Here is a 23,846-nt window from a genome sequence, read left to right as displayed (position 1 = left end):
GCGTGCGGCGTGCGCGGACACGATGCGCCGCGCGTCGAATTGCACAGAGCGCAGCGGACCTCGCCTGTGAACGTGGCACTGCTGCGGATCGATCCATTGCCGCTGCGCGCACGTCGCGCCGCGGCTCACACGATGGTCGGAGTGATGCCGCCATCCACGCGCAGCGCCGCGCCATTGGTCGCCGCCGACAGCGGACTCGCCACGTAGGCGACCAGGCTGGCGACCTCTTCGGGCTCGATCATGCGCTGGATCAGCGAGCTGGCGCGTTCCTTGGCGAAATACTCGCGTTCCATCGCCTCGGGCGGCATGTCCGGATCGCTGGCGACGCTGCGCATGAACTCCTCGATGCCGGCCGAGCGCGTGGTGCCGGGCAGCACCGCATTGACGGTGACGCGGGTGCCCTTGGTGGTCGCCGCCAGGCCGCGCGAAATGGCCAGCTGCGCGGTCTTGGTCATGCCGTAATGGATCATGTTGGGTGGGACCAGGACCGCGCTTTCGCTGGAGATGAAGATGATCCGGCCCCAGTCGCGCGCCAGCATGCCGGGCAGGTAATGCCGGGCCAGGCGCGCGCCGCTCAGGACGTTGACTTCGAAGAAGCGCAGCCAGTCCGCATCGCTGATCTCGCCGAATTCCTTGGATTCGTAGATGCCCAGGTTGTTGACCAGCACGTCGACCTGCGGCAGCGCGGCGGTGAGCGCCGCGGCGCCTTGCGCGGTCGCCGGGTCGGCCAGCACGCTGCGCACGTTGCCGCCGATGCTGGCGGCGGCAGTGTCCAGATTGGCCTGGTTGCGGCCGCAGATGATCAGCTCGGCGCCTTCGGCGGCGAGCGTGCGGGCGATGGCCAGGCCGATGCCGGCGGTGGCGCCGGTGACGAGAACGGTCTTGCCGTCGAGCTGCAGATCCATGAGGTCATCCTTCGGTGAGAGAGAGGGAAGCGGTGCGGCGCTGGCCGCATCCGGCGGAAAAGGTGGGGTGCGGCGGGCGCTGCGCGCGCGGGTCCGGCATCCGCGCTGCCGCCAGGCGTGGCCGCGCTGTTCGTCCGGGTTTCGATGCTGCGCTGGTGGAGAGCGCGGGCTTGCGGTTCGGTCGGAAACGCCACGATAGGCCGCGGCGGCGGATTTGATAATCCGCCGCGCACGCCTATGATCTGTGAAGCGAATTCACAGGTTGGACGCAATGGACAATCGGGCCGGCGAAATGCAGGTGTTTTTGCGGGTCGTGGATGCCGGCAGTTTCTCTGCGGCCGCACGCCTGCTGCGCATGACGCCGTCCACGGTCAGCAAGCTGATCGGCCGCGTCGAGACCCGTCTTGGCGTGCGCCTGCTGGAGCGGTCGACCCGGCGCCTGTCGCTGACCGCCGAAGGCCAGGTCTACTACGAGCGCAGCCTGTCGCTGCTCGCCGAACTCGACGACGTGGAGCGCGACCTCGGCCGCGGCGCGGCCAGTGCCGGCGGCAGCGTGCGGGTGAATGCGTCGGTGGCGTTCGGCATTCTCGGCCTGGAGCCGCTGCTGCCGGCGTTCTGGCAGGCGCATCCGCAGATCGTGGTCGATCTTTCGCTGTCCGACGAGATGGTCGATCTGTACCTGGATCGCACCGACGTCGCGTTCCGCGTCGGCGCCTTGCAGGATTCGAGCATGATGGCGCGGCATGTCGGCGTGGCGCGGCGCAAGATCGTCGCCGCGCCGGCCTATCTGGCGCGCCACGGCACGCCGCGCAGCATCGACGCGCTGTCGCGGCACAGCTGCCTGGGCTTCAATTTCCGTCGCGCCGCACCGGTGTGGCCGCTCGCGCACAGCGGCCGCATCGTCGATCGCACGGTGCAGGGCGCGCTGCTCGCCAACAACGGCGAAACGGTGCGGCGCATGGCCGTCGCCGGCATCGGCCTGGCGCGGCTGGGCGATTATCACGTGCGCGACGATCTGGCCGCGGGCCGCCTGGTGGAAGTGCTGCAGGAAGCGGTGGAAGGCGATACCGAGGAGATCCATGCGCTCTATCGCGGCGGCCCGCGCTTGCCGCAGCGCGTGCGCGTGTTCCTGGATTTCGTGGTGCCGCGGTTGCAGCGGTTTCTGGCTGGGCGCGAGCCGGGACTCGGGAACCGGGACGCCTGATCTTGCGCTACGGATCTAGTGCGCGATACGCGCGGGTTCCCGGCATCGGCGCAGTGGCCGGCTTTGCCGCGTCCGCGGTCGCGACTGAATCCCCAAGCAATGTGAAGGCGCCTGCCATTGCATTGGCGGGCGCCGCCCGCATCATCGGAAACAGGCGACACAGCAGGAGACGGCGATGGCCACAGGGTGGGCAAACGACGGCGCGGTGCAGGACCAGATCGACGCCACCGTCGAAGATGCGATCAAGCGTGCGCGCAGCCAGCTGCCGCAGGGCCCGAGCCTGGAGCACTGCGAAGCCTGCGATGCGCCGATTCCCGAGGCGCGGCGCAAGGCGGTGCCCGGCGTGCGCTTGTGCGTGGCCTGCCAGGAAGCGCACGACCGCGAGCAGCACGAGCACAGCGGCTACAACCGCCGCGGCAGCAAGGACAGCCAGCTGCGCTGAGGCGACTCAGTCGTCGTTGGCGGCGTTGCTGACCGGCGGTACCGGCCGCGAGTGCAGCGCGATGTTGAGTTGATCGACCACCATCGCCCAGTCGGCGTCGTCGATGCGTTCCTCGCGCAGCAACTGCGCCTGGGCCGGCGTCCAGAACGGCGCTTCTTCCAGCCGCATCGTGTCCGGCAGCGGCGAATGGCGGCCGATGAACTGGCGGATCTCGGTTTCGCTATTGGGCAGGCCCAACTGGGCGAACAGCTCGGCGAACGGGTGGACGGGTTGTTCCATGGGGCACCTTGTCGTTGGGGGCGCGTGCCGCGATACGGCGGCGCACGAGCCAGGCACGATACCGCTCGTGCGATCAGTGTCTTGTTAGGACGTGCGCTTGCGCGCTAGCCGAGTCCCGGCGGCACCGGGTGGCCGCGCCAGCGCCGCGTGCTGCGCTGGAAGAACAGGCTGTTGGGAATCTGCAGCACGCTGTCGCCATCGTCGCCGCGGTTCTCGCGCAGCGTGGTGTAGATCAGGTTGATGTCCACCACCTGGCCCTTGAGTCCTGGCTTTTCGCCGTTCTCGAGCAGTTCGATGTGGTCGTGCAGGCGGAACGGCCGCGTGGCGAAGATCAGCAGCGTGCAGAAGATGTTCGACAGCACGCTCCAGGCCGCGAAGAACGCCACCGCCGCCACTGCGGCGAAGCCGGTGAACGCGGTCCACAGCACCGTGCCGGACACGCCGAGCCGGTCCAGGATCAGCAGCAGCGCCGTGCTGTAGATCACGAAGCCGCTGCCGCGGCGCGCCAGCATCGTCAGTTCGGGCGGCAGCGCGTGGTGTTCGCTCAGTCGCCGCACCAGCCGCCGCAGCAGGGTGCGCAACAGCCATGCGCCGAGCACGATCAGCGCGATCTGCGCGCTCGGCACGATCAGGTCCAGCCAGCGGTGGGCCCAGGGTGGCAGCATGGTGTGCAGCGAGGACATCGGCGGGTTCGGCATGGCGGGGGAGGCGCGATGGTCGCAATCGTCGCCGCATCGGGCAAGTGCGGATGGCGTCCGGCCAGCGCCATCGCCGCCACGCCGACGCTGCAGCGCAGGCGCGCTGCCGGGCGTCGCTCAGGCGGCCTGTTCCAGGCTGGCCCAGCGTTCCGCAGGGATCTCCGGCAGCGCCTCCAGCGCAGGCATCGCGAACAGGAAACCCTGGTACAGGTCGATGCCCAACGCGCGCAGCGCGCGGTACTCGGCGGGCGTTTCCACGCCCTCGGCAAGCACCTGGCAACCCAGTGCGGCCGCCATGCCGACGATGCCGGCGACGATATGCCGGCGCGGCGCGCTGGTATCGATGTCGCGGATCAGGGCCATGTCCAGCTTGAGCAGATGCGGCTGGAAATTGGCGAGCAGGTTGAGCCCGGAGTGACCGGCGCCGAAATCGTCGATCGCGGTCAGGAATCCGCGCTGCGCGTAGTCGCGCAGGATCCGCACCACCTTGCTGAGATCGCGGATGTGCTCGGACTCGCTCATCTCGAAGATCAGATCGCCGGTCGGCACGCCGTAGCGCTCGGCCGCGGCCAGGGTCAGGCGGATGCAGGTCGCCGGTTCGTAGACCGCATTGGGAATGAAATTGATCGACAGCCGGGTGCGCAGGCCCAGCCGCGCCGCGGTGGCGATCGCCTGCACCCGGCAGGTCTGGTCGAAGCGGTACAGCTGCTGCGGGCCGACCCGCGCCAACACCGCGGCCGCGCCGCTGCCGTCCTCGCCGCGGACCAGCGCCTCGTAGGCGTAGATCGTGCGCGCGCGCGCATCGACGATCGGCTGGAACGCCATGCGGATGCCGAAGTCGAGCGGTTCGCCATCGCGGCAATTGCCGCAGGCCGGCTGGCCCAGTTCAGCGGAGAGGGATCGCAGGAGCATGCTACGTGCGTCTACCGCAGCGAAGAGGCCTGGATTATCGGCCGGCGCCGTGAAGACGGCGCCGACATCGGCTGCGGCGCTGCCGCAGCGCGCGGGCTCAGCCGGCTTCGGCTTCGTCGACTTTCTTCAGCACGCGGGTGGTGCCGAGCACTTCGACGCGGCCGCCGGCCTTGCGGAACGCGGCCATGTCGGCCTCGATACGCTCGCGGCTGAGGCCTTTTTGCGCCTTGTCGCCGGCGCCGCTGCGTGCGGTCTTGGCGGTCGGGGGCGGGGTCTTGCTGGTGGGACGTGCCATGGTGAATCTCCTGGAGTCAGTACATCGTCAGGGGAATGCCGCGTGCCAACTGATCGTTGTGGATGCGGCGGATGTCGCGGCAATACGGGCCGGCCATCGTGAACTTGCGGCAGATCGCCGGGCGCTGTTCGTAGATCGAGCAGCACATGCGCTTGCTGTCCACCGCCACGCACCAGCCGTCCTCGTCGCGGGCCATCACGTGCAGGCCCTCGGCGGTGTGCTCGGTGTAGTGGTCGGGCACCTTGTCGTCGGGCATCAGCAGCACGGTCAGGCGGCAGCAGATCGCGTCGCAGCGGTCGCAGGCGACGGATTTTTCGGCCGGGGCGCGCGGTGTTGCCGGTTGCGCGCTCACGCGTTGCCGCCGATGGGCATGGCATCGCGGCGAAAGCGCAATACGCGGCCGCGGTAGGGCGGCAGATCGTCCGGACCCAACGGCATTTCGCGCTGTTCGCTGAGCGCATAGCCCTGCGTGGCCAGCGCGCGGGTCAGCGCGGCGCTGTTGCCGCGGCCCGGATCGGCGATCAGCACTTCCGCGCTCGCCGTCGCATGCCGCGCCAGCAACTCGGCCAGCAGCGCCGGATGCTGGTGTTCGTACAGCACGTCGCTGCCGATGATCACGTCGAAACGGCCCAGCTCGAGGTTGGGCTGGTCCCAGTCGAGGCGGCGGTACGGTACCGCGGGCATTTCGTTGAGCGCGGCGTTGTAGGCCAGGAACACCTCGGTCAGCGGATGGCGGTCGCTGGCGACGATGTCGGCGCCGCGGCGGCGCAGCACCAGGCTGGCCAGGCCCAGGCCGCAGCCGATCTCGAGGATGCGCTTGCCGCCGAAGTCGTACAGCGCCATCGCTTCGGCGAGCAGCCGCCCGGCCGGCCACACGTTGCCGAACAGGCTCCATTGCGCCGAGGAAATGCCGGCCGCTTCGGCCTGCGCGTCGGGATCGGAGAACTGTTGGGTGTCGAGCAGCGAACGGATGCGATAGTCCTGGCCGCCCAGGTTGAGCGTATTGATCTGGGTGGTGTAGCCGGACACAGGCGCTCCCGGTGGATCCGGCCCGAAGCGGGACGGAGGCTGGCGCGAGAAGAGGGGCGAGTCGGGCGACAGAAACGGCCGGACGAGACGCGTGTAGAAACGTGACGCTGAAGCGTGACCGCGCATATTACGCCAGTCGCGCCTCTTGCGTATGAACGGAACCTGCGCTAGCGGCTTGCGCACGCGCGGCCGCGCCAGCGCGCGATGCGGCGCGGTTGGCGAGACGCGGCGGCCTGCGTCGGTCAGCGCTGCGCGGCGGCCAGGGCCAGGCCCTGGACCACGCCGAACGAAGGATCGCCGTGCACCAGGCGCGCCTGCGGGAACGCGGCGGCGACCACCTGCTGGATGTAGCCGGCGCGCGACATGCCGCCGGTCAGGAACACCGCGGCCGGATCGCAGGCGATGTCGCTGCGGACCTGCGCGAGCAGTTCGCCCAGCGCTTCCAGATAGCTGCGTGCGGCGTGGGTCAGCTCGTCGGCCCGCACCTGCACCTGCAGCCCGGCTTCGATGTAATCCAGCGCCTCCTCGTGCTGCGCGCTGTCGCTGAGAAGGATCTTGCTGCGCTCCACCGCGCGGTACAGGCGCGCGGTGTTGCCGGTGTCCTGCAACGCCTGCAGCCGCGTGTCGTACGGATGCGGCACGTCGTCGTAGCGATGCTGGCGGAAATCGCGCTGGCGCGTGGTGTCCTGCACCATCGCCGCTTCGACGTAGTGGTGCGCCGGCACGCGGGTGCTGCCGCGGCCGAACAGCGGCATGTAGCTGGCCAGGCTCAGCGCCAGGTCGATGTCGGTACCGCCGCGGGCGATGCCCCAGGCGCGATGCACCTGCGGCGCGCCGTCGCCGCCGACGCTGGCGTGCGCGATGTCGGTGGTGCCGCCGCCGATGTCCACCACCACCGCGTCGTGCCGCTCGCCGCTGCCGGCGTGGTAGTGCATCGCCGCGGCGGCGGGTTCTTCCAGAAACGCGATGTCGTCGAAGCCGGCGGCGATCGCGGCGCTGTGCAGGATCTGCAGCGCCTGCGCGTTGCCGGCCTCGCCGATCGAGCTGCGGAACTGCACCGGGCGCCCGAGCAGCGCGCTGCGCACCTGCACGCCGAGTTGCTGCGAGGCGGTCAGGCGGATGTGCTCGAGGATGTGCGTGGCGATGCCGGTGATGGTCTGCTTGGCGCGCGGATGCAGGTTGTAGCCGAGCATCGATTTCGGACTTTGCACCAGGCTGCCTTCGCCTTCGACGAAATACGCGTCCAGCGCCGCGTCGCCGTACACCGCGTTCTGCAGCAGCGCCGCGGAACTGCGCGGCTCGCGCATCTGCGCTTCCATCCATTGCCGGCGCACCACGCGGATCGCGTCGCGACGCAACTCGTCGCGGCTGCGCTCGCGGCCGGCGGCGGCGGCATCGCGGCGGCCGGCCTCGATCAGCTCGTCCACCTGCCGCTCCAGCACCGGGGTCAGCTCGAAATCGGACGGATCGCGCATCACTTCCGGGAAGTACACGGTGGTGCGGAACTGGTGCTGGTCGCCGAAGCCGATCGGCACCACGCGGCCATCGATCACCGCGGCGGCGGCGGAGTTGCTGGTACCGAAATCGATGCCGAGTCTCATGTCGCTGCGGGGCCGGGCAGGGGGCCGCGCACTGTGCGGCAAGCCGCAGCGCGGCGCAAGCCGGCGGCGGCCGCTGCCGGGGCGTGGCGCGCCTGTCGCTGCCGCCGCCGCACAATGCACGAGGCCCGCGATTGCGGGCCTCGTGCGGGTGCAGCCGGGATGCGGGCGGTTACAGCGCCGCGCCCGCGTGGCCCTGGTTCTTTTCCTGCTCGGTGGCATCGCGCACGCCGGCCACTTCCACCGCGAAATGCAGCACCTGCCCGGCCAGCGGATGGTTGCCGTCGATGGTCACCAGCTCCGCGCCGACCTCGGTGACCGTGACCAGCAGCGGGCCCTGGTCGGTCTGCGCCTGGAACTGCATGCCGGGCTGCAGGCCCTCGGCATCCGGGAACGAGCTGCGCGGCACCTGCTGCTGCAGTTGCTCGTGGCGCGGGCCGTAGCCTTCGGCCGGAATCACGTCGACCTGCACGCGTTCGCCGGGGCGCTTGCCGGTCAGCGCCTTTTCCAGCCCAGGCACGATGTTGCCGGCGCCGTGCAGATAGCTCAGCGGATTGTCCGGCGCGGATTGATCGATCACCTCGCCGGCGTCGTCGGTCAGGGTGTAGTGGATGGTGGCGACAAGGCCATTGGCGATCTCCATGGGAAACCTCATTCAGTAGGAAGTGGGATACGCCGGCACAGTCACAGCGCGATGGGAGGTGCTACCCGAATACCCTAACGAAAAGCGGCGGCGGATCGCAAGTCTGCGCGCCGGATCGCGCGTTCAGGCCGGCGGCGGGGCGCGCAACGCGCTGCGTCGTGCCTGCCACGCCTCGGGCGTCTGCGGCTTGACGAACAGCGACTGCAATTCGGGGTGCTCGGCGCGCGCGGCGCGTTCGATGCGTTCGATGCAGGCCTCGATCTGCGCGGTGCTGCGCTGGTCCTCGAACTCGGCGCTGAGCGCGGCGACCACCTGCTCGGGCCCCATCTGCACGCTCAGCACGCCGTTGACCGCGCGCACGTCCGGATCGGCGCCGGCGATGCGGCGCAAGGCATCGCTCAGCGGCCGCGCCGCCGGTTCGCCGATCAGCAGGCCCTTGCTCTCGCGCGCCAGCACGAAGGCCGAGCAGGCCAGCACCGCGGCGATGCCGATCGAGGCCACGCCGTCCAGCTCGGGCATCTGCAGCCACTGCGCGGCCAGCAGGCCGAGCAAGGCGATGAACAGGCCGATCAGCGCGGCGCTGTCTTCCAGCAGCACGGTGAACAGGCTCGGGTCCTTGCTCTCGCGGAACGCCTGCACGTAGCCCATGGCGCCCTTGCGCGCGCGGAACTCGCGCAGCGACACCCACCACGAACCGCCCTCGAACAGGATCGACAGGCCCAGCACCACGTAGTTGAGGGTGTGGTTGCTGGCCGGCTCCGGATTGCGGACATGCGCGATGCCTTCGTAGAGCGACACCCCGGCGCCGAGCGCGAACACCAGCAGGGCGACGATGAAACTCCAGAAGTACAGCTCGCGCCCGTAGCCGAACGGATGGCTGGCATCGGCAGGCCGCGCGGCGCGGCGCAGGCCGTACAGCAGCAACAGCTCGTTGACCGTATCGACCAGCGAATGCACGCCTTCGCTGAGCATCGCCGAACTGCCGGACAACGCGGCGGCGACGAACTTGGCGATGGCGATGGCCAGGTTGCCGGCGAGCGCGGCATAGATCGCGAAGCGGGAACCGGAAGCGGCGGACATGGGATTCCTGCGGGAAGAGCGGCCGGGGCCGCGGCACGCGGCGGCGTGGAGCGGGCGGCTACAATAGGCGTCCTCCCGTCGTCGCCGTATCAAGGAACGCCATGTCCGCCGCACCCGCCTGTCCGCAATGCACCCTGCAAAACACCTATGTCGACGGGGCGCTGTGGATCTGCGCCGACTGCGGCTACGAATGGCCGGCGGCGGCGGACACCGCCGCCGCCGCGGAAACGGTGGTGCGCGACAGCAACGGCAACGTGCTGCAGGCTGGCGACACGGTGGTGGTGATCAAGGACCTGAAGGTCAAGGGCTCGTCGATCCCGCTGAAGCAGGGCACGGTGATCCGCGGCATCCGCCTGGTCGAGGACGATGCCGAGCACATCGAAGGCAACTCGGACAAGATCAAGGGCCTGGTGCTGAAGACCTGCTTCCTGCGCAAGGCCTGAGCCGCGTCGGCGGCGCCGGCATCGCGTTCGCGGCGATGCGCGGCGCGGCGTAGCGGGCGTTGCGCACGGGACGCGGCATTCGGCACGCGCATGGCCGGCGCCGGTGGTGGCGCTGCGGCTCACTCGTCGGCGTTCGCCCAGCCGTGCCGGCGTTGCGCGAATGCCCACGCCAGCACCAGCAGCGCCAGCGCCACCCAGGACAGGGCGGCGGCGCCGGAACGCTGCAGCAATGCGCCGCCGAGCATGCCGCCGCCGGCGATCGCCAGGTTCCAGCCGGTGACCACCAGCGACTGCGCCAGATCGGCGGCGTCGCCGGCACGGCGCGCGATCGCGGTCTGGAACAACGTGGCGCAGCCGCCGAACGCCACGCCCCAGGTCGCCAGCGCCACCGCCAGCAACGCAGGCGAACGCGGCCACAGCGCCATCGCCAGCACGGCGAGCGCGAACAGGCCGATGCTGGCCAGCAGCAGCGGCCGCATCCAGCGATCGATCCATACGCCGACCACGACGATGCCCAGCAGCGAGGCCGCGCCGAACAGCAGCAGGTAGCGGTCCAGCGCCGCCGCCGCGGTCGACAGCGCCAGCAGCGGCGCCACGTAGGTGTAGAGCAGGTTGTGCGCGAGCACGAACAACAGCATCACCGCCAGTACCTGGGCCACGCCGCGCAGGCCCAGCACGCGGCGCAGCGGCAGCGCCGCAGTCGCCGCCTGGCCGGCGAAATCGGGCAGCGCGCCGCGCGCCCAGCCGAGCAGGCCCAGGCTCAGCAGCGACATCGCGCCGAACGTCCAGCGCCAGCCCCACTGTTGCCCGAGCAGGGTGCCGGCCGGCACGCCCAGCGCCAGCGCCAGCGGCGTGCCGACCATCGCCACCGCGATCGCGCGGCCCTGCTGCGCCGGGGCCACCATCCGGCGCGCGTAGCCGGCCAGCAGCGCCCACAGCAACCCGGCGCTGACCCCTGCGAGCAGGCGCGCGGCCAGGATCAACGGATAGCTGGCGGAGATCGCGGTGACCGTGTTGGCCAGCGCGAAGCCGGCGATGGCGAGCAGCAGCAACGGGCGCCGCCGGTAGCGGCGGGTGGCGGCGGTGAGCGGGATCGCCGCCAGCAGCGAGCCGAGCGCATAGAGCGTGACCAACTGGCCGACCCAGGCTTCGCCGACGCCCAGCCCCGCCGCCATCGCCGGCAGCAGGCCGGCCGGCAGCGCTTCGGTGAGGATGGTGATGAAGCCGGCGCAGGCCAGCGCGAGCAATCCGCTCCAGGGCAGGCGCCGCGCCGCCGGCGGCGCGGCCGCAGCGGACCCGGCCGGGCGCGGCGCGAGGCATTCGCCGCTCATGCCGATACCCCGCGCAGGCTGGCGTAGACCGCGTCGCGCAGCTCGACCACGAACGCCCCGGACATGCCTTCGTACAGCGTGTTGGTCAACGCCACCACGCTCAGCTGCAGCGCCGGATCGACGAACCAGTTGTGCCCGTAGGCGCCGCCCCAGCGCCAGGTGCCGGGCGCTTCCGGGGTCGCGGTCGGCGCGGGATCGCGCAGCACCGCAAAGCCCAGGCCGTAGCCCCAGCCGGGCCCGTCCGGCGGGCCGAAGTCGCCGGCCTGCGCGCGGCCCATTTCGGCGACCAGCGCGGCCGGCAGCAGTGGCGCGCCGCCGCCGCGCAGCGTCTCGAGCAGGCGCAGCACGTCGCCGGCGTTGCCGACCATGCCCGCGCCGGCGGAAGCGAACGCGTCGCGGTCCAGCGCACGCGAGGGATGGAACACGATGCCGGCGCCCTCGGCGAACGGCGCGACGACTTCGCCTTCGCCCAGCCGGTGCGGCGCCGGGGCGCCGTTGACGTAGGGCACGGCCAGGCGGGCCGCGTCCTCGGCATGGAAGGCGGTGGCGTGCATGCCCAGCGGCGCGGTGACCAGGTCGCGCACCAATGCCGGCAACGCCTGGCCGCTGGCCGCCTGCAGCACCGCGCCGAGCACGTCGATCGACAACGAATAGCCCCAGCCGGTGCCGGGCGCGTACTGCAGCGGCACCCCGGCGAGGCGGCGCAGGTTGTCTTCCAGGCTCAGCCCGCTGTTGTCCATGCCGTCGGAGACGCCGGCACGCGCATGCGCGCCGTCCGCCGGCTCCAGGAAGCGATAGCCGAGTCCGGCGCTGTGGCTGAGCAACTGGCGCAGGCTGATGTCCGGCACCCGTCCGTCGGGCAATGCGGGACGGAACCAGGGCAGCCAGCGCGTGACCGGCGCATCCAGCGCCAGGCGGCCCTGCGCGACCAGCACCAGCGCCGCCGTCGCCACCACCAGCTTGCTGACCGAGGCCAGGCGGAACGTCGTGTCCTCGCGCATCGGCCGCTGCGCCTCGCGGTCGGCCCAGCCGGCGGCGCGGCGGTACAGGCAGGCGCCGCGGTGGGCGACCAGCACCACCGCACCGACCAGGCGTTGCTGGCGCAGCGCGGCGTCGATCGCGGCATCGAGCGGTGCGGCGTGGTGCGGCGACAGCGTCGGCGCAGGAGCGGCGGTGGGGGACGTGGGCATCGGCGCGACTCGTGGAGGGGGAGGTGCAGCGTGGGCGCATGCCGATTGCGGAAAAAGACGGGTAGAGTTCCTGGCTACGAGGACGTAAATGTCCGCAATGGTGGCGGTGCGATGGACAGTCTGGGCAGCCTGCGCGGCTTCGTACAGGTGGTGGAGAGTGGCGGCTTCGCCGAGGCCGGGCGGGTGCAGGGCCTGTCCGCGTCGGCGATGGCCAAGAGCGTGTCGCGCCTGGAGCAGTCGCTGGGCGTGCGTCTGTTCCATCGCAGCACCCGCAGCCTGACCCTGACCGCCGAAGGCCAGCTGTTCCTGCCGCGCTGCCGGTGCATCCTGGCCGAGGCCGAAGCGGCGCGCGGCGAGCTGGGCAGCCTGGCCACGACGCCGAAGGGGCGGCTGCGGATCAGCCTGCCGATGAACAACAACGTGCTGCTGCCGGTGCTGGCCGACTTCATGCGCGCCTATCCGCAGATCCAGCTGGACCTGGATTTCGACGACCGCCTGGTGGACGTGATCGAGGAGGGCTTCGATGCGGTGCTGCGCGTGGCCGAGCCGGACGACTCGCGGCTGGCCTCGCGCCGCCTGGGCCGCTTCCGCCGCTGCCTGGTCGCCGCGCCGGACTACCTGCAGCGCTGCGGCACGCCGCTGCGGCCGGCCGATCTGCTCGCCCACCAGTGCCTGCACTACCGCTTCCGCAGCAGCGGGCGCCTGGAAGCCTGGCCGATGGGCGCGGCGGCAGCCGGCCTGCAGTTGCCGGTGTCGATGGTCTGCAACAACATCGAGACGCGGCTGAGCTTCGCCCTGCGCGGCTGCGGCATCGCCTTCCTGCCGGAGCACTCGGTGCGCGCGGAGCTTGCGGCCGGCACGCTGCGCACGCTGCTCGACGACTACGTCGACTCCACCGGCACCTTCCACCTGCTGTGGCCGTCCGGCCGGCACATGCTGCCGAAGCTGCGCGTGTTCGTCGATTTCCTCGGCGCGCGGCTGGTGCTCTAGCGGCAGCCGTAGGCGGCTGCGGCGCGGCTATGATGCGCGTTGGGCGCAGGGGGCTGCCGCCCGGCAAGGAAACAGGGGATATCATGGAAAAGCACGTTGTCGCGGCCGGCGGTCGCGTGGGGCGCTCGCTGGCGTGGCTGTTGCTGCTGGCGTTGTGCACGCTGGCGCTGCCGGCGTGGGCGCGGATGCAGGAAGTCAAACCCGGGCAGACGCCGCAGCTGGCGCCCGACGAGGGCCTGGTGCTGGTCGCGGTGGATACCGATGTCGACCTGTACGGCGTGGAGTTGAACAAGGACGGCAAGATCTTCGGCGCCGGCACCATGTCCCAGCTCAAGCCGGGCATCAGCTACCGGCTGTACATCGCGCCGGTCGGCAACTACGCCTGGCGCAAGATCTCGTTGCTGCCGGGATTCAGTTACAACATGCGCGACAGCGACGAGTTCCGCTTCCGCATCCAGCCCGGACGCATCACCTATCCGGGCGACCTGTTGTTTCGGCCCAAGTCCCTGTTCAATTTCGACCTGGGCATGGTCAACCGTTCGCTGGCGGCGATGGACTGGCTGCAGCAGACCCATCCGGCAGTGTGGACGCACTACGAACTGGGCTATTCGGGGCACTATCCCGATCCGTTCCCGCAGTTCTACCGCCAGGCGCTGGCCCAGCATCCCAACGCCACGCCGGCGGCGAAGGTGGCGTTGCGCGCGCCGCCGCCGCCGGCCGCAATGCCGATCGCCCCCGCCACCGTGTTCCGCGGCGGTCTGGTCAACGCGCTGGAGCTGAATCCGCGCGGCGACCTGCTGGCGCTGCAGCTGCACGAGCGCAAGGACGAATGGCGCATCGAACTGCTGGATCTGGCCAGCAACCAGCAGCGCCTGCTGGCCACCAGCGTCGAGCCGATCAAGCAGCTGCTGTGGGCCGGCAACGATGCGCTGCTGTTCACCGTGCGCGTGCCGCATGGCCAGGACGTGGTGCGCGGCATGCGCGTGGATGTCGGCGCCGACGGCAAGCGCAAGTGGAGCGCGCTGACCCTGCCCGATGGCGGCTACATCGTCGATGCCTTGCCGCAGGCGCCCAACACGGTGCTGTACGCCACCACGCTGCGCAACGGCGACAACGCGGTGCAGTTGATGGACGTGTCCAGCCAGGCGGCGATCGACCGTTGGCGGCCGCGTTTCCAGGAACGGCTGAACATCGGCCTGGAACGCGACGTGGGCTGGCTGACCGACGGCAACGGGCGGCTGCGCCTGGCGGTGGTGCGGCGCGACGACGACTACGTGCTGCTGTACCGCGACGGCATGGGCGCGACCTACCGCGATGTGATGAGGCTCAGCGACCTGCGCGATTTCCAGCCGGTCGGGCTGTCCTTCGATGCCGGCGAGATCTACGCGGTGACCGACGAGGGGCGCGGCCAGCGCGATCTGGTCGCCTACGACGTCGCCGCGCGCAAGATCGTGCGCACCCTGTTCAGCCAGCCCGGGGTCGATGTGGTCGACCTGATCCAGGGCCCGCGGCGCACGCCGATCGGGGTCACCTACTACGAGAGCGGGCGCCTGGTCAGCCACTACTTCGAAAGCACCGACGAACGCCTCGGCCGCGCGCTGAGCGCCGCACTGCCCGGGCGCAACGTGCAGATCGCCGCGCGCAACGCGGACGGACGGCAGATGATCCTGTGGGCCGACGCCGCCGACCAGCCGCCGCAGCTGTACCACCTGGACCTGGACAAGCGCGCCGCCACGCCGATCGCCGAGGACATGCCGTGGCTGCAGGGCCTGCGTTTCGCGCCCAGCGAGGTGCTCAAGTTCAAGGGCCGCGACGGGCTGCCGCTGGAAGCGTTCCTGACCCTGCCGCCGGGCGGCGAACGCAAGCCGCTGGTGGTGTTCCCGCACGGCGGGCCGATCGGCGTGGCCGATTCGCTGGGCTTCGATCCGGACACCCAGTTCCTGGCCTCGCTCGGCTATGCGGTGCTGCGGGTCAACTTCCGCGGCTCCGACGGCTATGGCCGCGCGTTCCGCGAAGCCGGGCGCGACGGTTTCGGCATGCTGATCGAGGACGACATCGACGCGGCGATCGAACAGGCGCTGGCGCGCTATCCGCTGGATGCGCAGCGCATGTGCGTGCTCGGCGCCAGTTATGGCGGGTACTCGGCGCTGGTGATGGCGATGCGCTGGCCGGCGCGTTTCCGTTGCGTGGCGTCGATCGCCGGGGTCGCCGACCGGATCCTGATCTACACCGCCAGCGACGGCGCGCGCGATGCCGACAGTCGCGCCGACCTGGAGCGGCTGCTGGGCAATCCGAACACGCAGCTGGAGCAGATGACCCGCACCTCGCCGCTGTACCGCTACGAGGCGATCAAGGTGCCGGTGCTGCTGGCGCACGGGCTGGAGGACCGGCGCGTGGACTACGAACACACCCGGCGCATGCTGCGGATGCTGGAGATGGCCGGCAACCCGCCGGTGGGTCTGACCTTCGCGGGCGAGGGCCACGGCTTCGCCGACGTCGATCACCGTGCCGCGCTGTGGAGCGGCGTGGCCGGCTTCCTGCAGGCGCATCTGTCTGCGGACGCGCCGCCGCAGAAAGCGGCGACGCCTTGAGGTGCAGCGGCGGCGGCCCGCCTGTGCCGCCGCGCGTCTGGCTTCTCAGTCCAGCGTCGGGTAGTCGGTGTAGCCCTTGGCGCCGCCGCCGTAGAGCGTGTCCGCATCCAGCGGGTTGAGCGGCGCGTCGCGGCGCAGCCGCTCCACCAGATCCGGATTGGCGATGAACGGACGCCCGAACGCGACCGCGTCGGCGGCACCCGCGCCGAGCACCCGCTCGGCCAGCGCCTTGTCGTAGCCGTTGTTGACCAGCCACGGGCCGCGGAACTTGGCGCGCAGCGCGGCGTAGTCGAAGGCGATGTTGTCGCGCGGGCCGCCGGTGGCGCCCTCGATCACGTGCAGGAAGGCCAGGCCCAGCGGATCCAGGCGTTCGACCGCGCGCTCGAACAGCGGCTGCGGGTCGCTGTCGTGCGCGTCGTTGGCCGGGGTCACCGGCGACAGGCGCACGCCGGTGCGCTCGGCGCCGATTTCCTGCGCCACCGCCTGCACCACCTCGAACAGCAGCCGGGTCCGGTTCTCGATGCTGCCGCCGTAGGCGTCGTCGCGGTGGTTGCTGCCGTCGCGCAGGAACTGGTCGATCAGGTAGCCGTTGGCGGCGTGCACTTCCACGCCGTCGAAGCCGGCGGCGATGGCGTTGCGCGCGGCGTGGCGGAAGTCCTCCAGCAGCCCCGGAATCTCGTCCAGGCGCAGCGCGCGCGGTGCGGAGACGTCGCTGAAGCCCTCGGCGGTATAGGTCTTGGCGTTGGCGCGCAGCGCGCTCGGCGCCACCGGCGCGGCGCCGTCCGGCAGCAGGCTGACGTGCGAGATGCGGCCGACGTGCCACAGCTGCAGCACGATCCTGCCGCCGCGGCGGTGCACCTCGGCGGTGACCTGTTTCCAGGCGGCGACCTGCGCCTCGCTGTAGATCCCGGGCGTATCCATGTAGCCCTGGCCCATCGGGCTGATCTGGGTGGCCTCGGCGACGATCAGCCCGGCGCCGGCGCGCTGGCCGTAGTACTCGGGCGCCAGCGGCGAGGGGATGCGGCCTTCGCCTTCGGCGCGGTTGCGGGTCAGCGGCGCCATCACGATGCGGTTGGCCAGTTCGATCGCGCCCAGGCGCAGCGGGGCGAACAGGGGGGAAGCGGTAGCGGTCATCGGCAGGGTTTCTCGAACTAGGAATGGGGGCATGGACGGCACAGCGCCGAAGGCGTCGCCGTCTCCCGCTAAGACATGGGGATGGTCGCCGCGGTTGCGCGTCGCCGCGATGGGACAGTGCGTTGCTGGCGCCAGGCTCGCCAGCGACGGCGGCGCCGTGCTGGCGGCGTTGCGCGGCCGGCCTCGCCAGGCGCGAGGCGGACGGCTGGCGCGACGCCGGCGAAGACCGCGCGCAACGCGGTGTTGCACGCGCATGGGTGCCTTTGCATGCTGCGATGCACAATAATGGGCAGCCCTCGATCAGGTCCCAGGGCATGTCCACTCCCGTCACTCCCCAGGCGCCGCTGTCGCGCCGCGGCTACGTGCTGATCCTGTTCGCGCTGGCCATGGGCGGCTTCGCGATCGGCACCAGCGAGTTCTCCACGATGGGCCTGATGCCGTACATCGCGCGCGGGCTGGCGATCGACGAGCCGCAGGTCGGGCACCTGATCAGCGCCTACGCGCTGGGCGTGGTGGTCGGCGCGCCGCTGCTGGCGATCGTCGGCGCGCGCTGGCCGCGGCGCACGCTGCTGCTGGCGCTGATGGGGTTCTACGCGGTCGGCAACCTGGCCAGTGCGCTGGCGCCGGATTACCACAGCATGCTGCTGGTGCGCTTCATCGCCGGGCTGCCGCATGGCGCCTATTTCGGCGTGGCTACCCTGGTCGCCGCGTCGATCAGTCGCCCCGACCAGCGCGGCGCGGCGGTGAGCCGGGTACTGCTGGGGCTCAACCTGGCGGTGCTGGTCGGCAATCCGTTGGCGACCTGGCTGGGCCAGGTGGCGCAATGGCGCTACGCGTACGCGCTGGTGGCGGCGATCGCGGTGCTGACCGTGGTGCTGGTCGCGCGCCTGCTGCCGGCCGATCCGCAGGAACCGCGGCAGCAGCCGCTGCGCGAACTGCGCGCGTTCAACCGTCCGCAGGTGTGGCTGGCGCTGGGCATCGGCTCGGTCGGCTTCGCCGGCATGTTCTGCGTGTTCAGCTATCTGGCGCCGACCCTGACCCAGGTCACCGGCGTGTCCGAACGCTGGATCCCGTTCGCGATGTGCGCGTTCGGCTTCGGCGGCCTGCTCGGCAACCTCGCCGGCGGTTGGTTGTTCGACCGGCTGCAGTTCCGTGCGGTGCCGCTGGTGCTGCTGTGGTCGATGGCGGTGCTGCTGGCCTGGCCGCTGGCCGCGCACTCGCCCTGGGCGGTGCTGCCGGCGGTGGTCGCGGTCGGCACGATGGGCGCGCTGGCGCCGGTGTTGCAGACCCGGCTGATGGACGTGGCCAGCGAGGCGCAGACCCTGGCCGCGGCGTCCAACCATGCCGCCTTCAATCTGGCCAACGCGCTGGGACCGTGGATGGGCGGGATCGCGATCAGTGCCGGGCTGGGCTGGACGTCGACCGGTTACGTCGGCGCGGCGGCGGCGCTGGGTGGCCTGCTGGTGTACTTGTGGGCGCGCCACGACGCGCGCCGTGCGCAGCGCCTGGCGCAAGCCTGTTGAGCCGAGCGGCATAGGGCCTGGTGCGATCGCGCCAGGCGGGTGGGGCGGCGCGCTGTGGTAGGTGTGGCTGCGTGGATGCGCGACGCCGACGCCACGCGCGCGGCCCGATCGGCTCGCCCGCTGCGGCTCAGCGCTGCGCCTGGGTGTTGTGCGTCAACCGCCGCAACGCCTCCAGCTTGGCCTGGTAGCGCGGCTGCGCGGTCTTGTCGGCGTGCTCCACGGCTTGCTGCAACGCCCAGTTGGCGCGGCGCGGATCGCCATTGAGCAGATAGGCGCGGGCCAGGGCGAAATACAGCAGGTGCGCGTTGTCGTACAGGCGCAGCGCATGCCGGTAGTAGCCGATCGCCGCGGCATAGTCCTGGCGCCGTTCCGCCTCGTTGCCGAGCAGGTACTGATGGAACGGGTCGGTCAGCTGCACCCGTTGCAGCCGCGCCAGCATCGCCGCTTCGTGCCGGCTGTCGCCCAGGTGCCGGTACAGGATGGCGGCGTTGGACAGCGCGGACACGTGGCCAGGATCGATCGACAGTGCGGTCGCATAGTTGTTCGCGGCAGTCTGCGGATCGCCCTGGCGCAGCGCCAGCACGCCGAGGTTGTTCCAGGCGGCGGCGAAGTCGCGGTCCATCCGCAGCGCCATCTCCATGTGCTGCTGCGCGGCGGGCAGGTCGCCGTTGGCCATCAGCTCGGCGCCGCGGTTGTTGTAGTAGTGCGCCAGTGCGCGGCGGTCGGAAATCGGCTGCGGACCGCGCCGGTCCATCAGCACGCTGCGGTCCAGGTCCACGCTGCGGCGACTGCCGTCGATGCGCACCAGGACGTTGACGTGACCGGCGTTGTACAGCGCGTTGCCGTCCTCGTACCAGCTCAGGACGCGGCCCACTTCCTGCACCTGCGCGTCCACCCCGGCGTCGCGCGCCAGGGCCACGAACAGCAGGGTGAAGGACAGGCAGTTGACGCGCCGCGTCGTATAGCTCTCGGCAACGCTGTTGGTGGCCTTGGCGTCGTACTGCAGATCCAGGCCGTCCACGTCGAAGGCCAGCCGCACCAACTGCTGCAGGCGCTGCTCGGGCGGGCCGTGGCGGTCGATGCGCTGCTGCACCAGCGCATGCAGCGCGGGCGGGACGCGCATGATCTCTTCGGGGACGAGTGGCGCAGATGGAGCGGGCGGCGACGGCGGTGCGGGCGGCGGCGCGATCGCCGTCGCGGCGACCAGGGCGAATGCGGTCCAGCCGAACATGGCGCACCTCGTGGGGAATCCCGGATGGGAGGGTCTTTCGGCAAATATAGCCCTTTGCCGGCGCGTCGCACGTGCCAGGGAATGCGGCCATCGCGACCGCGTCCGATGCCGTGCCTGCCGGCTGGCCGGCGCCGCGTATTCATCCACAGCGATTGTGGATGATTGCGGGGCAAGCGTGTGGATAACTCCGCCGCGGCGTGCCGTGCCGGGCGCATGCACGGCCTGGCGAAAATATCGCCAGTGAGTGCCGCGCGCTGGCGATGAATGTTCGTTCATGCCTGCCAGCGTCGCGTGAGGACGCGGCCGTTTCGGCTCACGTGCACTTTATGCCCCGGCGTCCAGCATCTCTCCCACGACGCAACGCGGCAAGACTCTTCATCCCGCGGCCAAGCGACATCCAGGGAACACGACCCAACGTGCCCGTTGCGCGATGTTCGCCGGCCCATTGCAGAAGGAGTTCCATCCATGAGCATTCAGAGCAAGACCACCCACAGCCTCAACGACCTGATCGCCATTTCCCGCGACGGCAAGGATTTCTACGAAGAAGCGGCGCAGAAGGTCGGCGATACCGAGCTGTCCGCGCTGTTCCTGCGCATTGCCGGGGTCAAGTCCGACATCGTCAGCAGCCTGAGCGCCGTGGTCCAGGCGGTCGGCGGCAAGCCCGACGAGCACGGCACGCTGGTCGGCAGCATGCAGCAGATGTATGGCAAGGTGCGCGCGACGCTGGGCGACACCAAGTACGGTTACGTGGCCGAGCTGGAAGAGTCCGAGGATCGCCTGTTGAAGGCGTTCAACGAGACCATCGCCGACAGCGATACCCCGGTCGCCGCGCGCGATGCCGCCACCAAGCTGCTGCCGGAAGTGCGTGCCTGTCACGACGTGATGCGCAACCGCAAGCTGGCGATGAAGAACGCGGCCTGAGCCGCAGGCCGGGCTCGCGCCTGGCCTTCATCGACGGCAACGCACGTTGCGATCCGCGCGGATCGCAACGTGCCGATGCCGAAAGGCGCGAAGGCCGACCGGAGTCCGTCCGGTCGGCCTTTTGCGCTGCGCAGCGAGCGGTCGCGCGCCGGGCGCAACGCGCTTGCTACCATGGCGGTCCCTGTCCCGTCGCCGCAGCGCCCGCGGCGTCCGCACCCTGCCGATGGCCCACGATCCTTCTTCCGCAAACGCGCAGTTCTCGCTCGGCTTCGCTGCGCCCGCGCCGCGCGAGAGCCTGTTCTTCGCCGTGCTGCCGGACCCGGCCACCGCGCAGCGCGCCTTCGCGATTGGCGAGCGCCTGCGTGCCGCGCACGATCTGCGCGGTCGCGCGTTGCCGGTGGAACGTCTGCATCTGACCCTGCATTACCTCGGCGAATACGCCGGCATTCCGCCGCGGCTGCTGCAGCAGGCGCATGCCGCCGGACAGGCACTGGCGGCGGCGCCGTTCGAGCTGTGTTTCGATCGGGTCGCCAGCTTCGGCGGCCGCGCGCGCACGCGGCCGCTGGTGTTGCTTGGCGACGCCGAGCCGCCCGCGCTGCGCCGGCTGCGCGAGGCGCTGCAGCGGCAACTCGGCCGCCAGGGCGTGGCCACGCGCGCCGACACGGCCTATGTCCCGCATATCACCCTGAGCTACGACGAGCAGACGGTGCCGCCGCAAACCGTGCCGGAACTGCGCTGCACGGTCGCCGCGCTGAGCCTGATCCGCAGCGTGCAAGGGCAGGGACGCTATGTGCACGAGGCGACCTGGCCGCTGTCGGCGGATGCGGCCGGGCCTGCGTCTGCCGGCGGCGAGGCGATCCGATGAGCGAACCGGCGCCGCCGCTGACCCTGCCCGCCGCGCAATGGGAGCAGTTGCAGGCGGCCTATGCCACGCCGCCGCGCGCCTATCACCACTTCGGCCATGTGCAGGCGGTGCTGGGCCACTATGCCGAGGTCGCCGCGGCCCTGGGCTGGCGGCAGCCGCGCGAGGTCTACCTGGCCGTGCTCTATCACGACGCGGTGTATCAGGCCGGGCGTGGCGACAACGAGGCGCAGTCGGCACGCATGGCGCAGGCGGCGATCGCGCAGTGGCTGCCCGCTGCCGGGCTGGACGCGGCGCGCGTCGCCGCGCTGATCGAGCTGACAGCGCGCCATGGGCAACTGTCCGCCGCTGCGGTGGATGCCGAGGCGGCGCTGTTCCTGGATTGCGACATGGCCATTCTCGGCGCCGATCCCGCCGGGTTCGCCGCCTACGATCGCGCCATCGCCGAGGAATACCGCGGCGTGGTGCCGGGCTGGCTGTACCGGCGCAAGCGCCGGGCGTTCCTGAAGACGGTGCTGGCGCAGCCGCGCATCTTCCTCAGCGATTGGTTCCATGCGCGCTACGACGCGGCGGCGCGCGCCAACCTGCGCCAGGCGATCGGCTGAGCCGGCCGCGCCGGCGTTCTACAATGCGCACCTGTTCACGCCGCTGGCGTGCCACCCGCCGCGCACCGTGATGTCCGATCCCGATTCCGCCACTGCCGATCCGTGCCCGCAAGCGCCGCAGCCGCCGCTGCCCAGCGATTGCTGCAACAGCGGTTGCCCGCTGTGCGTCCACGACCTGTACAACGACGAAGTGGCGCGCTATCGGCTGGCGCTGGCGGCGTGGCGGCTGCGCCATCCCGAGGCCGACCCGGGCGCGTGAGCGCCCGCCTGCGGGCGGCCGTGCCGGCCCCGCGTGCAACGTCCCGGCGTACCCCGCATGAACCGGCGCCCGCGCCGTGCTTCGCGCCGCCGCCGTTCGGGATTATCTTTACACGCCTTTTCAGGATTGCCGGATGATGCGAATGCGTGGCGGATGGATGTGGGGATGTGCGTTGGCCGGCCTGGCCGCCGCGGTTGCCGCCTCGGCGGCGCCTGCGACGACGGCAGCGGCGCCAGCGCCAGCCGCGCCAGCGGCGACACCGGCTGCGGTCCCGGAGAAACTCAGCCACGGCCGCTTCGAACAGGTCCCGGTGCTGCTGCCGCGTGGCGAGGCGCAGCGCGTGGTGCTGTGGTTCGCCGGCGGCAAGCACGGCGAGGCGGCGCGCATGCGCCAGATCGAGGCGCTGCGCGACGACGGCGCGATGGTGGTGGTGATCGATGGCGCGCACCTGCAGGCGGTGCTGGCCAAGATCCCCGGCACCTGCGGTTTCTCCGCCGGCGACGTGGAGAACTTCTCGCGTTACGTGCAGGCCTACTACCATGTGCCGACCTACCGCCTGCCGCTGCTGGTCGGCGATGGCGACGGCGCCGCGCTGGCCTATGCGGTCGCGGCGCAGGCGCCCAAGCACCTGCTGGCCGGCCTGGTCACCGAGGATTTCTGCCCGGTGCAGGTGCTGGACGACCAGATCTGCGGCGCCGGCATCACTGCGCCGGCGCGCGCGCTGCAGCCGGCGACGCTGCCGCTGCCGTGGTTGGCGGCGATCGATGCGCCGGGCAAGCGCCGCTGCACCCAGCAGAGCGATGCGTTCTTGCAGAAGGTGCCGCAGGCTCGGCAGTTCCGCCGCAGCGCCAGCGGCGATCCGCTGCCCGGACTGCGCGCGGCGGTGCGTTCGCTGGGCGCGCAGCGCGGGGTCAGCCTGCCGCCGACGCCGGTCGACCTGGCCGGGCTGCCGGTGGTCGAGGTGCCTGCGGTCGCTGCGCCGGCCGCGGCAGGCGCAGCGGCCACCGGCAACGCCAACGACCAGGTGTTCGCGATCTTCGTTTCCGGCGACGGCGGCTGGGCCGGGCTCGACCAGCAGGTCGCCGGCGCGCTGGCCCAGGCCGGCATCCCGGTGGTCGGCGTGGATTCGCTGCGCTATTTCTGGAGCGAGCGCACCCCGCAGGGCTTCGCCACCGATCTGGATCGCATCTACCGTCACTACAGCCACCTGTGGCAGCGCGGACGCGTGGTGCTGATCGGCTTCTCGCAGGGCGCCGACGTGCTGCCGGCCGCCTACAACCAACTGCCGCCGGCGATGCGCGAGCAGGTGCAGGCCACCGCGCTGCTGTCGCTGGGCAAGACCGCCGACTACGAATTCCACGTCTCCAACTGGATCAGCTCCGGCGACGACGGCCTGCCGATCGCCCCGGAAGTGGCGAAGATGCCGGGCGCGCACACCCTGTGCATCTACGGCGAAGACGACGACGACACGCTGTGCCCGGACCTGCCGCACGGCGGCGCGCAACAGGTGAAGCTGCCGGGCGACCACCACTTCAAGGGCGACTACGCGGAACTGGCCAAACAGATCCTGCAGCGCATCGATTGAAGGCCGGGATTGGGGATTGGGGATTTGGGATTCGCAAGAGCGGCATGTGTGGGAGGGGCTTCAGCCCCGACGCAGTGCCGCTGAAGCGTCGGGGCT

At 70.9% G+C, this 23,846-nt stretch carries 25 protein-coding genes; 11 read left to right on the top strand and 14 right to left on the bottom strand.

What is annotated here, in order from left to right; translation table 11 throughout:
- Positions 1–125: 125 nt before the first annotated feature.
- Positions 126–905: an SDR family NAD(P)-dependent oxidoreductase gene (locus tag H9658_RS06760; protein WP_179563726.1), complete on the bottom strand. Its 780-nt coding sequence runs from the start codon at positions 903–905 to the stop codon at positions 126–128.
- 271 nt (positions 906–1,176) lie between these two features.
- On the opposite strand from H9658_RS06760, the gene H9658_RS06755 reads away from it, so the two are divergent.
- Positions 1,177–2,109 carry a LysR family transcriptional regulator gene (locus tag H9658_RS06755; RefSeq protein ID WP_191824799.1) on the top strand — a complete coding sequence of 311 codons (933 nt, stop codon included), beginning with the start codon at positions 1,177–1,179 and terminating at the stop codon, positions 2,107–2,109.
- Between the two features lie 175 nt (positions 2,110–2,284).
- The gene (locus tag H9658_RS06750) at positions 2,285–2,551 is read left to right on the top strand and encodes a DksA/TraR family C4-type zinc finger protein (protein WP_191824798.1); all 267 of its coding nucleotides are present in this window, start codon (positions 2,285–2,287) and stop codon (positions 2,549–2,551) included.
- Between the two features lie 6 nt (positions 2,552–2,557).
- Here H9658_RS06750 and H9658_RS06745 read toward each other — a convergent pair whose 3' ends face one another.
- From H9658_RS06745 to H9658_RS06705, 9 genes are all read right to left on the bottom strand, one after another.
- On the bottom strand, positions 2,558–2,830 hold the full coding sequence (locus H9658_RS06745) for a DUF2789 domain-containing protein (RefSeq protein ID WP_191824797.1): 273 nt from the start codon (positions 2,828–2,830) through the stop codon (positions 2,558–2,560).
- A gap of 104 nt (positions 2,831–2,934) precedes the next feature.
- Positions 2,935–3,513: a mechanosensitive ion channel family protein gene (locus tag H9658_RS06740; protein ID WP_179563730.1), complete on the bottom strand. Its 579-nt coding sequence runs from the start codon at positions 3,511–3,513 to the stop codon at positions 2,935–2,937.
- Between the two features lie 132 nt (positions 3,514–3,645).
- Entirely contained in the window at positions 3,646–4,440 is a 795-nt protein-coding gene (locus H9658_RS06735; protein ID WP_191824796.1) for an EAL domain-containing protein, read from the bottom strand.
- A gap of 97 nt (positions 4,441–4,537) precedes the next feature.
- The gene (locus tag H9658_RS06730) at positions 4,538–4,735 is read right to left on the bottom strand and encodes a hypothetical protein (protein ID WP_179563732.1); all 198 of its coding nucleotides are present in this window, start codon (positions 4,733–4,735) and stop codon (positions 4,538–4,540) included.
- 16 nt (positions 4,736–4,751) lie between these two features.
- On the bottom strand, positions 4,752–5,087 hold the full coding sequence (locus H9658_RS06725) for a YkgJ family cysteine cluster protein (protein ID WP_179563733.1): 336 nt from the start codon (positions 5,085–5,087) through the stop codon (positions 4,752–4,754).
- Complete coding sequence (locus H9658_RS06720) at positions 5,084–5,764, bottom strand: class I SAM-dependent methyltransferase (RefSeq protein ID WP_179563734.1); 681 nt, start codon at positions 5,762–5,764, stop codon at positions 5,084–5,086. Before H9658_RS06720 ends, H9658_RS06725 begins: the two co-directional genes overlap by 4 nt.
- Positions 5,765–6,006: 242 nt before the next feature.
- Entirely contained in the window at positions 6,007–7,365 is a 1,359-nt protein-coding gene (locus tag H9658_RS06715; protein WP_191824795.1) for an Hsp70 family protein, read from the bottom strand.
- 169 nt (positions 7,366–7,534) lie between these two features.
- Positions 7,535–8,005 (bottom strand): FKBP-type peptidyl-prolyl cis-trans isomerase, encoded by a 471-nt coding sequence (locus H9658_RS06710; protein ID WP_179563736.1) that lies wholly within the window; start codon positions 8,003–8,005, stop codon positions 7,535–7,537.
- 123 nt (positions 8,006–8,128) lie between these two features.
- Complete coding sequence (locus H9658_RS06705; protein ID WP_191824794.1) at positions 8,129–9,085, bottom strand: cation diffusion facilitator family transporter; 957 nt, start codon at positions 9,083–9,085, stop codon at positions 8,129–8,131.
- 101 nt (positions 9,086–9,186) lie between these two features.
- Between H9658_RS06705 and H9658_RS06700 the strand changes: the two genes are divergently transcribed.
- The gene (locus tag H9658_RS06700) at positions 9,187–9,528 is read left to right on the top strand and encodes a zinc ribbon domain-containing protein YjdM (protein ID WP_179563738.1); all 342 of its coding nucleotides are present in this window, start codon (positions 9,187–9,189) and stop codon (positions 9,526–9,528) included.
- A gap of 119 nt (positions 9,529–9,647) precedes the next feature.
- Here H9658_RS06700 and H9658_RS06695 read toward each other — a convergent pair whose 3' ends face one another.
- Together H9658_RS06695 and H9658_RS06690 are read right to left on the bottom strand one after the other, a co-directional pair.
- On the bottom strand, positions 9,648–10,859 hold the full coding sequence (locus H9658_RS06695; protein WP_191824793.1) for an MFS transporter: 1,212 nt from the start codon (positions 10,857–10,859) through the stop codon (positions 9,648–9,650).
- Positions 10,856–12,049: a serine hydrolase domain-containing protein gene (locus H9658_RS06690; protein ID WP_191824792.1), complete on the bottom strand. Its 1,194-nt coding sequence runs from the start codon at positions 12,047–12,049 to the stop codon at positions 10,856–10,858. The genes H9658_RS06695 and H9658_RS06690 overlap by 4 nt, the downstream gene beginning before the upstream one ends.
- A gap of 111 nt (positions 12,050–12,160) precedes the next feature.
- Between H9658_RS06690 and H9658_RS06685 the strand changes: the two genes are divergently transcribed.
- Both H9658_RS06685 and H9658_RS06680 read left to right on the top strand, forming a co-directional pair.
- Positions 12,161–13,039 carry a LysR family transcriptional regulator gene (locus tag H9658_RS06685; RefSeq protein WP_191824791.1) on the top strand — a complete coding sequence of 293 codons (879 nt, stop codon included), beginning with the start codon at positions 12,161–12,163 and terminating at the stop codon, positions 13,037–13,039.
- Between the two features lie 83 nt (positions 13,040–13,122).
- Positions 13,123–15,630 (top strand): alpha/beta hydrolase family protein, encoded by a 2,508-nt coding sequence (locus H9658_RS06680; RefSeq protein ID WP_191824790.1) that lies wholly within the window; start codon positions 13,123–13,125, stop codon positions 15,628–15,630.
- 45 nt (positions 15,631–15,675) lie between these two features.
- Here H9658_RS06680 and H9658_RS06675 read toward each other — a convergent pair whose 3' ends face one another.
- A complete protein-coding gene (locus tag H9658_RS06675; RefSeq protein ID WP_191824789.1) occupies positions 15,676–16,764 on the bottom strand; it encodes an alkene reductase in 1,089 nt (362 codons plus the stop codon).
- Between the two features lie 314 nt (positions 16,765–17,078).
- Between H9658_RS06675 and H9658_RS06670 the strand changes: the two genes are divergently transcribed.
- On the top strand, positions 17,079–18,287 hold the full coding sequence (locus H9658_RS06670; protein ID WP_179563744.1) for an MFS transporter: 1,209 nt from the start codon (positions 17,079–17,081) through the stop codon (positions 18,285–18,287).
- Positions 18,288–18,414: 127 nt separating this feature from the next.
- Here H9658_RS06670 and H9658_RS06665 read toward each other — a convergent pair whose 3' ends face one another.
- Entirely contained in the window at positions 18,415–19,410 is a 996-nt protein-coding gene (locus tag H9658_RS06665; protein WP_191824788.1) for a tetratricopeptide repeat protein, read from the bottom strand.
- Positions 19,411–19,983: 573 nt separating this feature from the next.
- Between H9658_RS06665 and H9658_RS06660 the strand changes: the two genes are divergently transcribed.
- From H9658_RS06660 to H9658_RS06640, 5 genes are all read left to right on the top strand, one after another.
- Positions 19,984–20,439 (top strand): PA2169 family four-helix-bundle protein, encoded by a 456-nt coding sequence (locus H9658_RS06660; protein WP_179563745.1) that lies wholly within the window; start codon positions 19,984–19,986, stop codon positions 20,437–20,439.
- A 223-nt stretch (positions 20,440–20,662) separates the two neighbouring features.
- Positions 20,663–21,304, top strand: coding sequence for a 2'-5' RNA ligase family protein (locus H9658_RS06655; protein ID WP_191824787.1), 642 nt, complete (start codon positions 20,663–20,665; stop codon positions 21,302–21,304).
- Entirely contained in the window at positions 21,301–21,906 is a 606-nt protein-coding gene (locus H9658_RS06650; RefSeq protein ID WP_179563747.1) for an HD domain-containing protein, read from the top strand. The genes H9658_RS06655 and H9658_RS06650 overlap by 4 nt, the downstream gene beginning before the upstream one ends.
- A 70-nt stretch (positions 21,907–21,976) precedes the next feature.
- Positions 21,977–22,165, top strand: a complete 189-nt coding sequence (locus H9658_RS06645) for an oxidoreductase-like domain-containing protein (RefSeq protein WP_191824786.1) — start codon at positions 21,977–21,979, stop codon at positions 22,163–22,165.
- Between the two features lie 133 nt (positions 22,166–22,298).
- Entirely contained in the window at positions 22,299–23,750 is a 1,452-nt protein-coding gene (locus tag H9658_RS06640; RefSeq protein WP_191824785.1) for a virulence factor family protein, read from the top strand.
- The last annotated feature ends 96 nt before the right edge of the window (positions 23,751–23,846 follow it).

It is taken from the genome of Xanthomonas bonasiae (genome assembly GCF_014836395.1).
In the GTDB taxonomy this organism is placed as follows: Bacteria; Pseudomonadota; Gammaproteobacteria; order Xanthomonadales; family Xanthomonadaceae; genus Xanthomonas_A; species Xanthomonas_A bonasiae.
The sequence above is the reverse complement of the archived record's forward strand: the minus strand, read 5'-3'. Positions and strand labels throughout refer to the sequence as shown.

Bases quoted from the DNA above. Each gene is read 5' to 3' on its own strand.
- H9658_RS06755 (WP_191824799.1), top strand. From the start codon at position 1,177: ATGGACAATCGGGCCGGCGAAATGCAGGTGTTTTTGCGGGTCGTGGAT.
- H9658_RS06715 (WP_191824795.1), bottom strand. From the start codon at position 7,365: ATGAGACTCGGCATCGATTTCGGTACCAGCAACTCCGCCGCCGCCGCG.
- H9658_RS06650 (WP_179563747.1), top strand. From the start codon at position 21,301: ATGAGCGAACCGGCGCCGCCGCTGACCCTGCCCGCCGCGCAATGGGAG.
- H9658_RS06695 (WP_191824793.1), bottom strand. From the start codon at position 10,859: ATGAGCGGCGAATGCCTCGCGCCGCGCCCGGCCGGGTCCGCTGCGGCC.
- H9658_RS06685 (WP_191824791.1), top strand. From the start codon at position 12,161: ATGGACAGTCTGGGCAGCCTGCGCGGCTTCGTACAGGTGGTGGAGAGT.
- H9658_RS06655 (WP_191824787.1), top strand. From the start codon at position 20,663: ATGGCCCACGATCCTTCTTCCGCAAACGCGCAGTTCTCGCTCGGCTTC.
- H9658_RS06745 (WP_191824797.1), bottom strand. From the start codon at position 2,830: ATGGAACAACCCGTCCACCCGTTCGCCGAGCTGTTCGCCCAGTTGGGC.
- H9658_RS06690 (WP_191824792.1), bottom strand. From the start codon at position 12,049: ATGCCCACGTCCCCCACCGCCGCTCCTGCGCCGACGCTGTCGCCGCAC.
- H9658_RS06700 (WP_179563738.1), top strand. From the start codon at position 9,187: ATGTCCGCCGCACCCGCCTGTCCGCAATGCACCCTGCAAAACACCTAT.
- H9658_RS06645 (WP_191824786.1), top strand. From the start codon at position 21,977: ATGTCCGATCCCGATTCCGCCACTGCCGATCCGTGCCCGCAAGCGCCG.
- H9658_RS06680 (WP_191824790.1), top strand. From the start codon at position 13,123: ATGGAAAAGCACGTTGTCGCGGCCGGCGGTCGCGTGGGGCGCTCGCTG.
- H9658_RS06640 (WP_191824785.1), top strand. From the start codon at position 22,299: ATGATGCGAATGCGTGGCGGATGGATGTGGGGATGTGCGTTGGCCGGC.
- H9658_RS06750 (WP_191824798.1), top strand. From the start codon at position 2,285: ATGGCCACAGGGTGGGCAAACGACGGCGCGGTGCAGGACCAGATCGAC.
- H9658_RS06740 (WP_179563730.1), bottom strand. From the start codon at position 3,513: ATGTCCTCGCTGCACACCATGCTGCCACCCTGGGCCCACCGCTGGCTG.
- H9658_RS06670 (WP_179563744.1), top strand. From the start codon at position 17,079: ATGTCCACTCCCGTCACTCCCCAGGCGCCGCTGTCGCGCCGCGGCTAC.
- H9658_RS06730 (WP_179563732.1), bottom strand. From the start codon at position 4,735: ATGGCACGTCCCACCAGCAAGACCCCGCCCCCGACCGCCAAGACCGCA.
- H9658_RS06760 (WP_179563726.1), bottom strand. From the start codon at position 905: ATGGATCTGCAGCTCGACGGCAAGACCGTTCTCGTCACCGGCGCCACC.
- H9658_RS06710 (WP_179563736.1), bottom strand. From the start codon at position 8,005: ATGGAGATCGCCAATGGCCTTGTCGCCACCATCCACTACACCCTGACC.
- H9658_RS06675 (WP_191824789.1), bottom strand. From the start codon at position 16,764: ATGACCGCTACCGCTTCCCCCCTGTTCGCCCCGCTGCGCCTGGGCGCG.
- H9658_RS06735 (WP_191824796.1), bottom strand. From the start codon at position 4,440: ATGCTCCTGCGATCCCTCTCCGCTGAACTGGGCCAGCCGGCCTGCGGC.
- H9658_RS06660 (WP_179563745.1), top strand. From the start codon at position 19,984: ATGAGCATTCAGAGCAAGACCACCCACAGCCTCAACGACCTGATCGCC.
- H9658_RS06705 (WP_191824794.1), bottom strand. From the start codon at position 9,085: ATGTCCGCCGCTTCCGGTTCCCGCTTCGCGATCTATGCCGCGCTCGCC.
- H9658_RS06665 (WP_191824788.1), bottom strand. From the start codon at position 19,410: ATGCGCGTCCCGCCCGCGCTGCATGCGCTGGTGCAGCAGCGCATCGAC.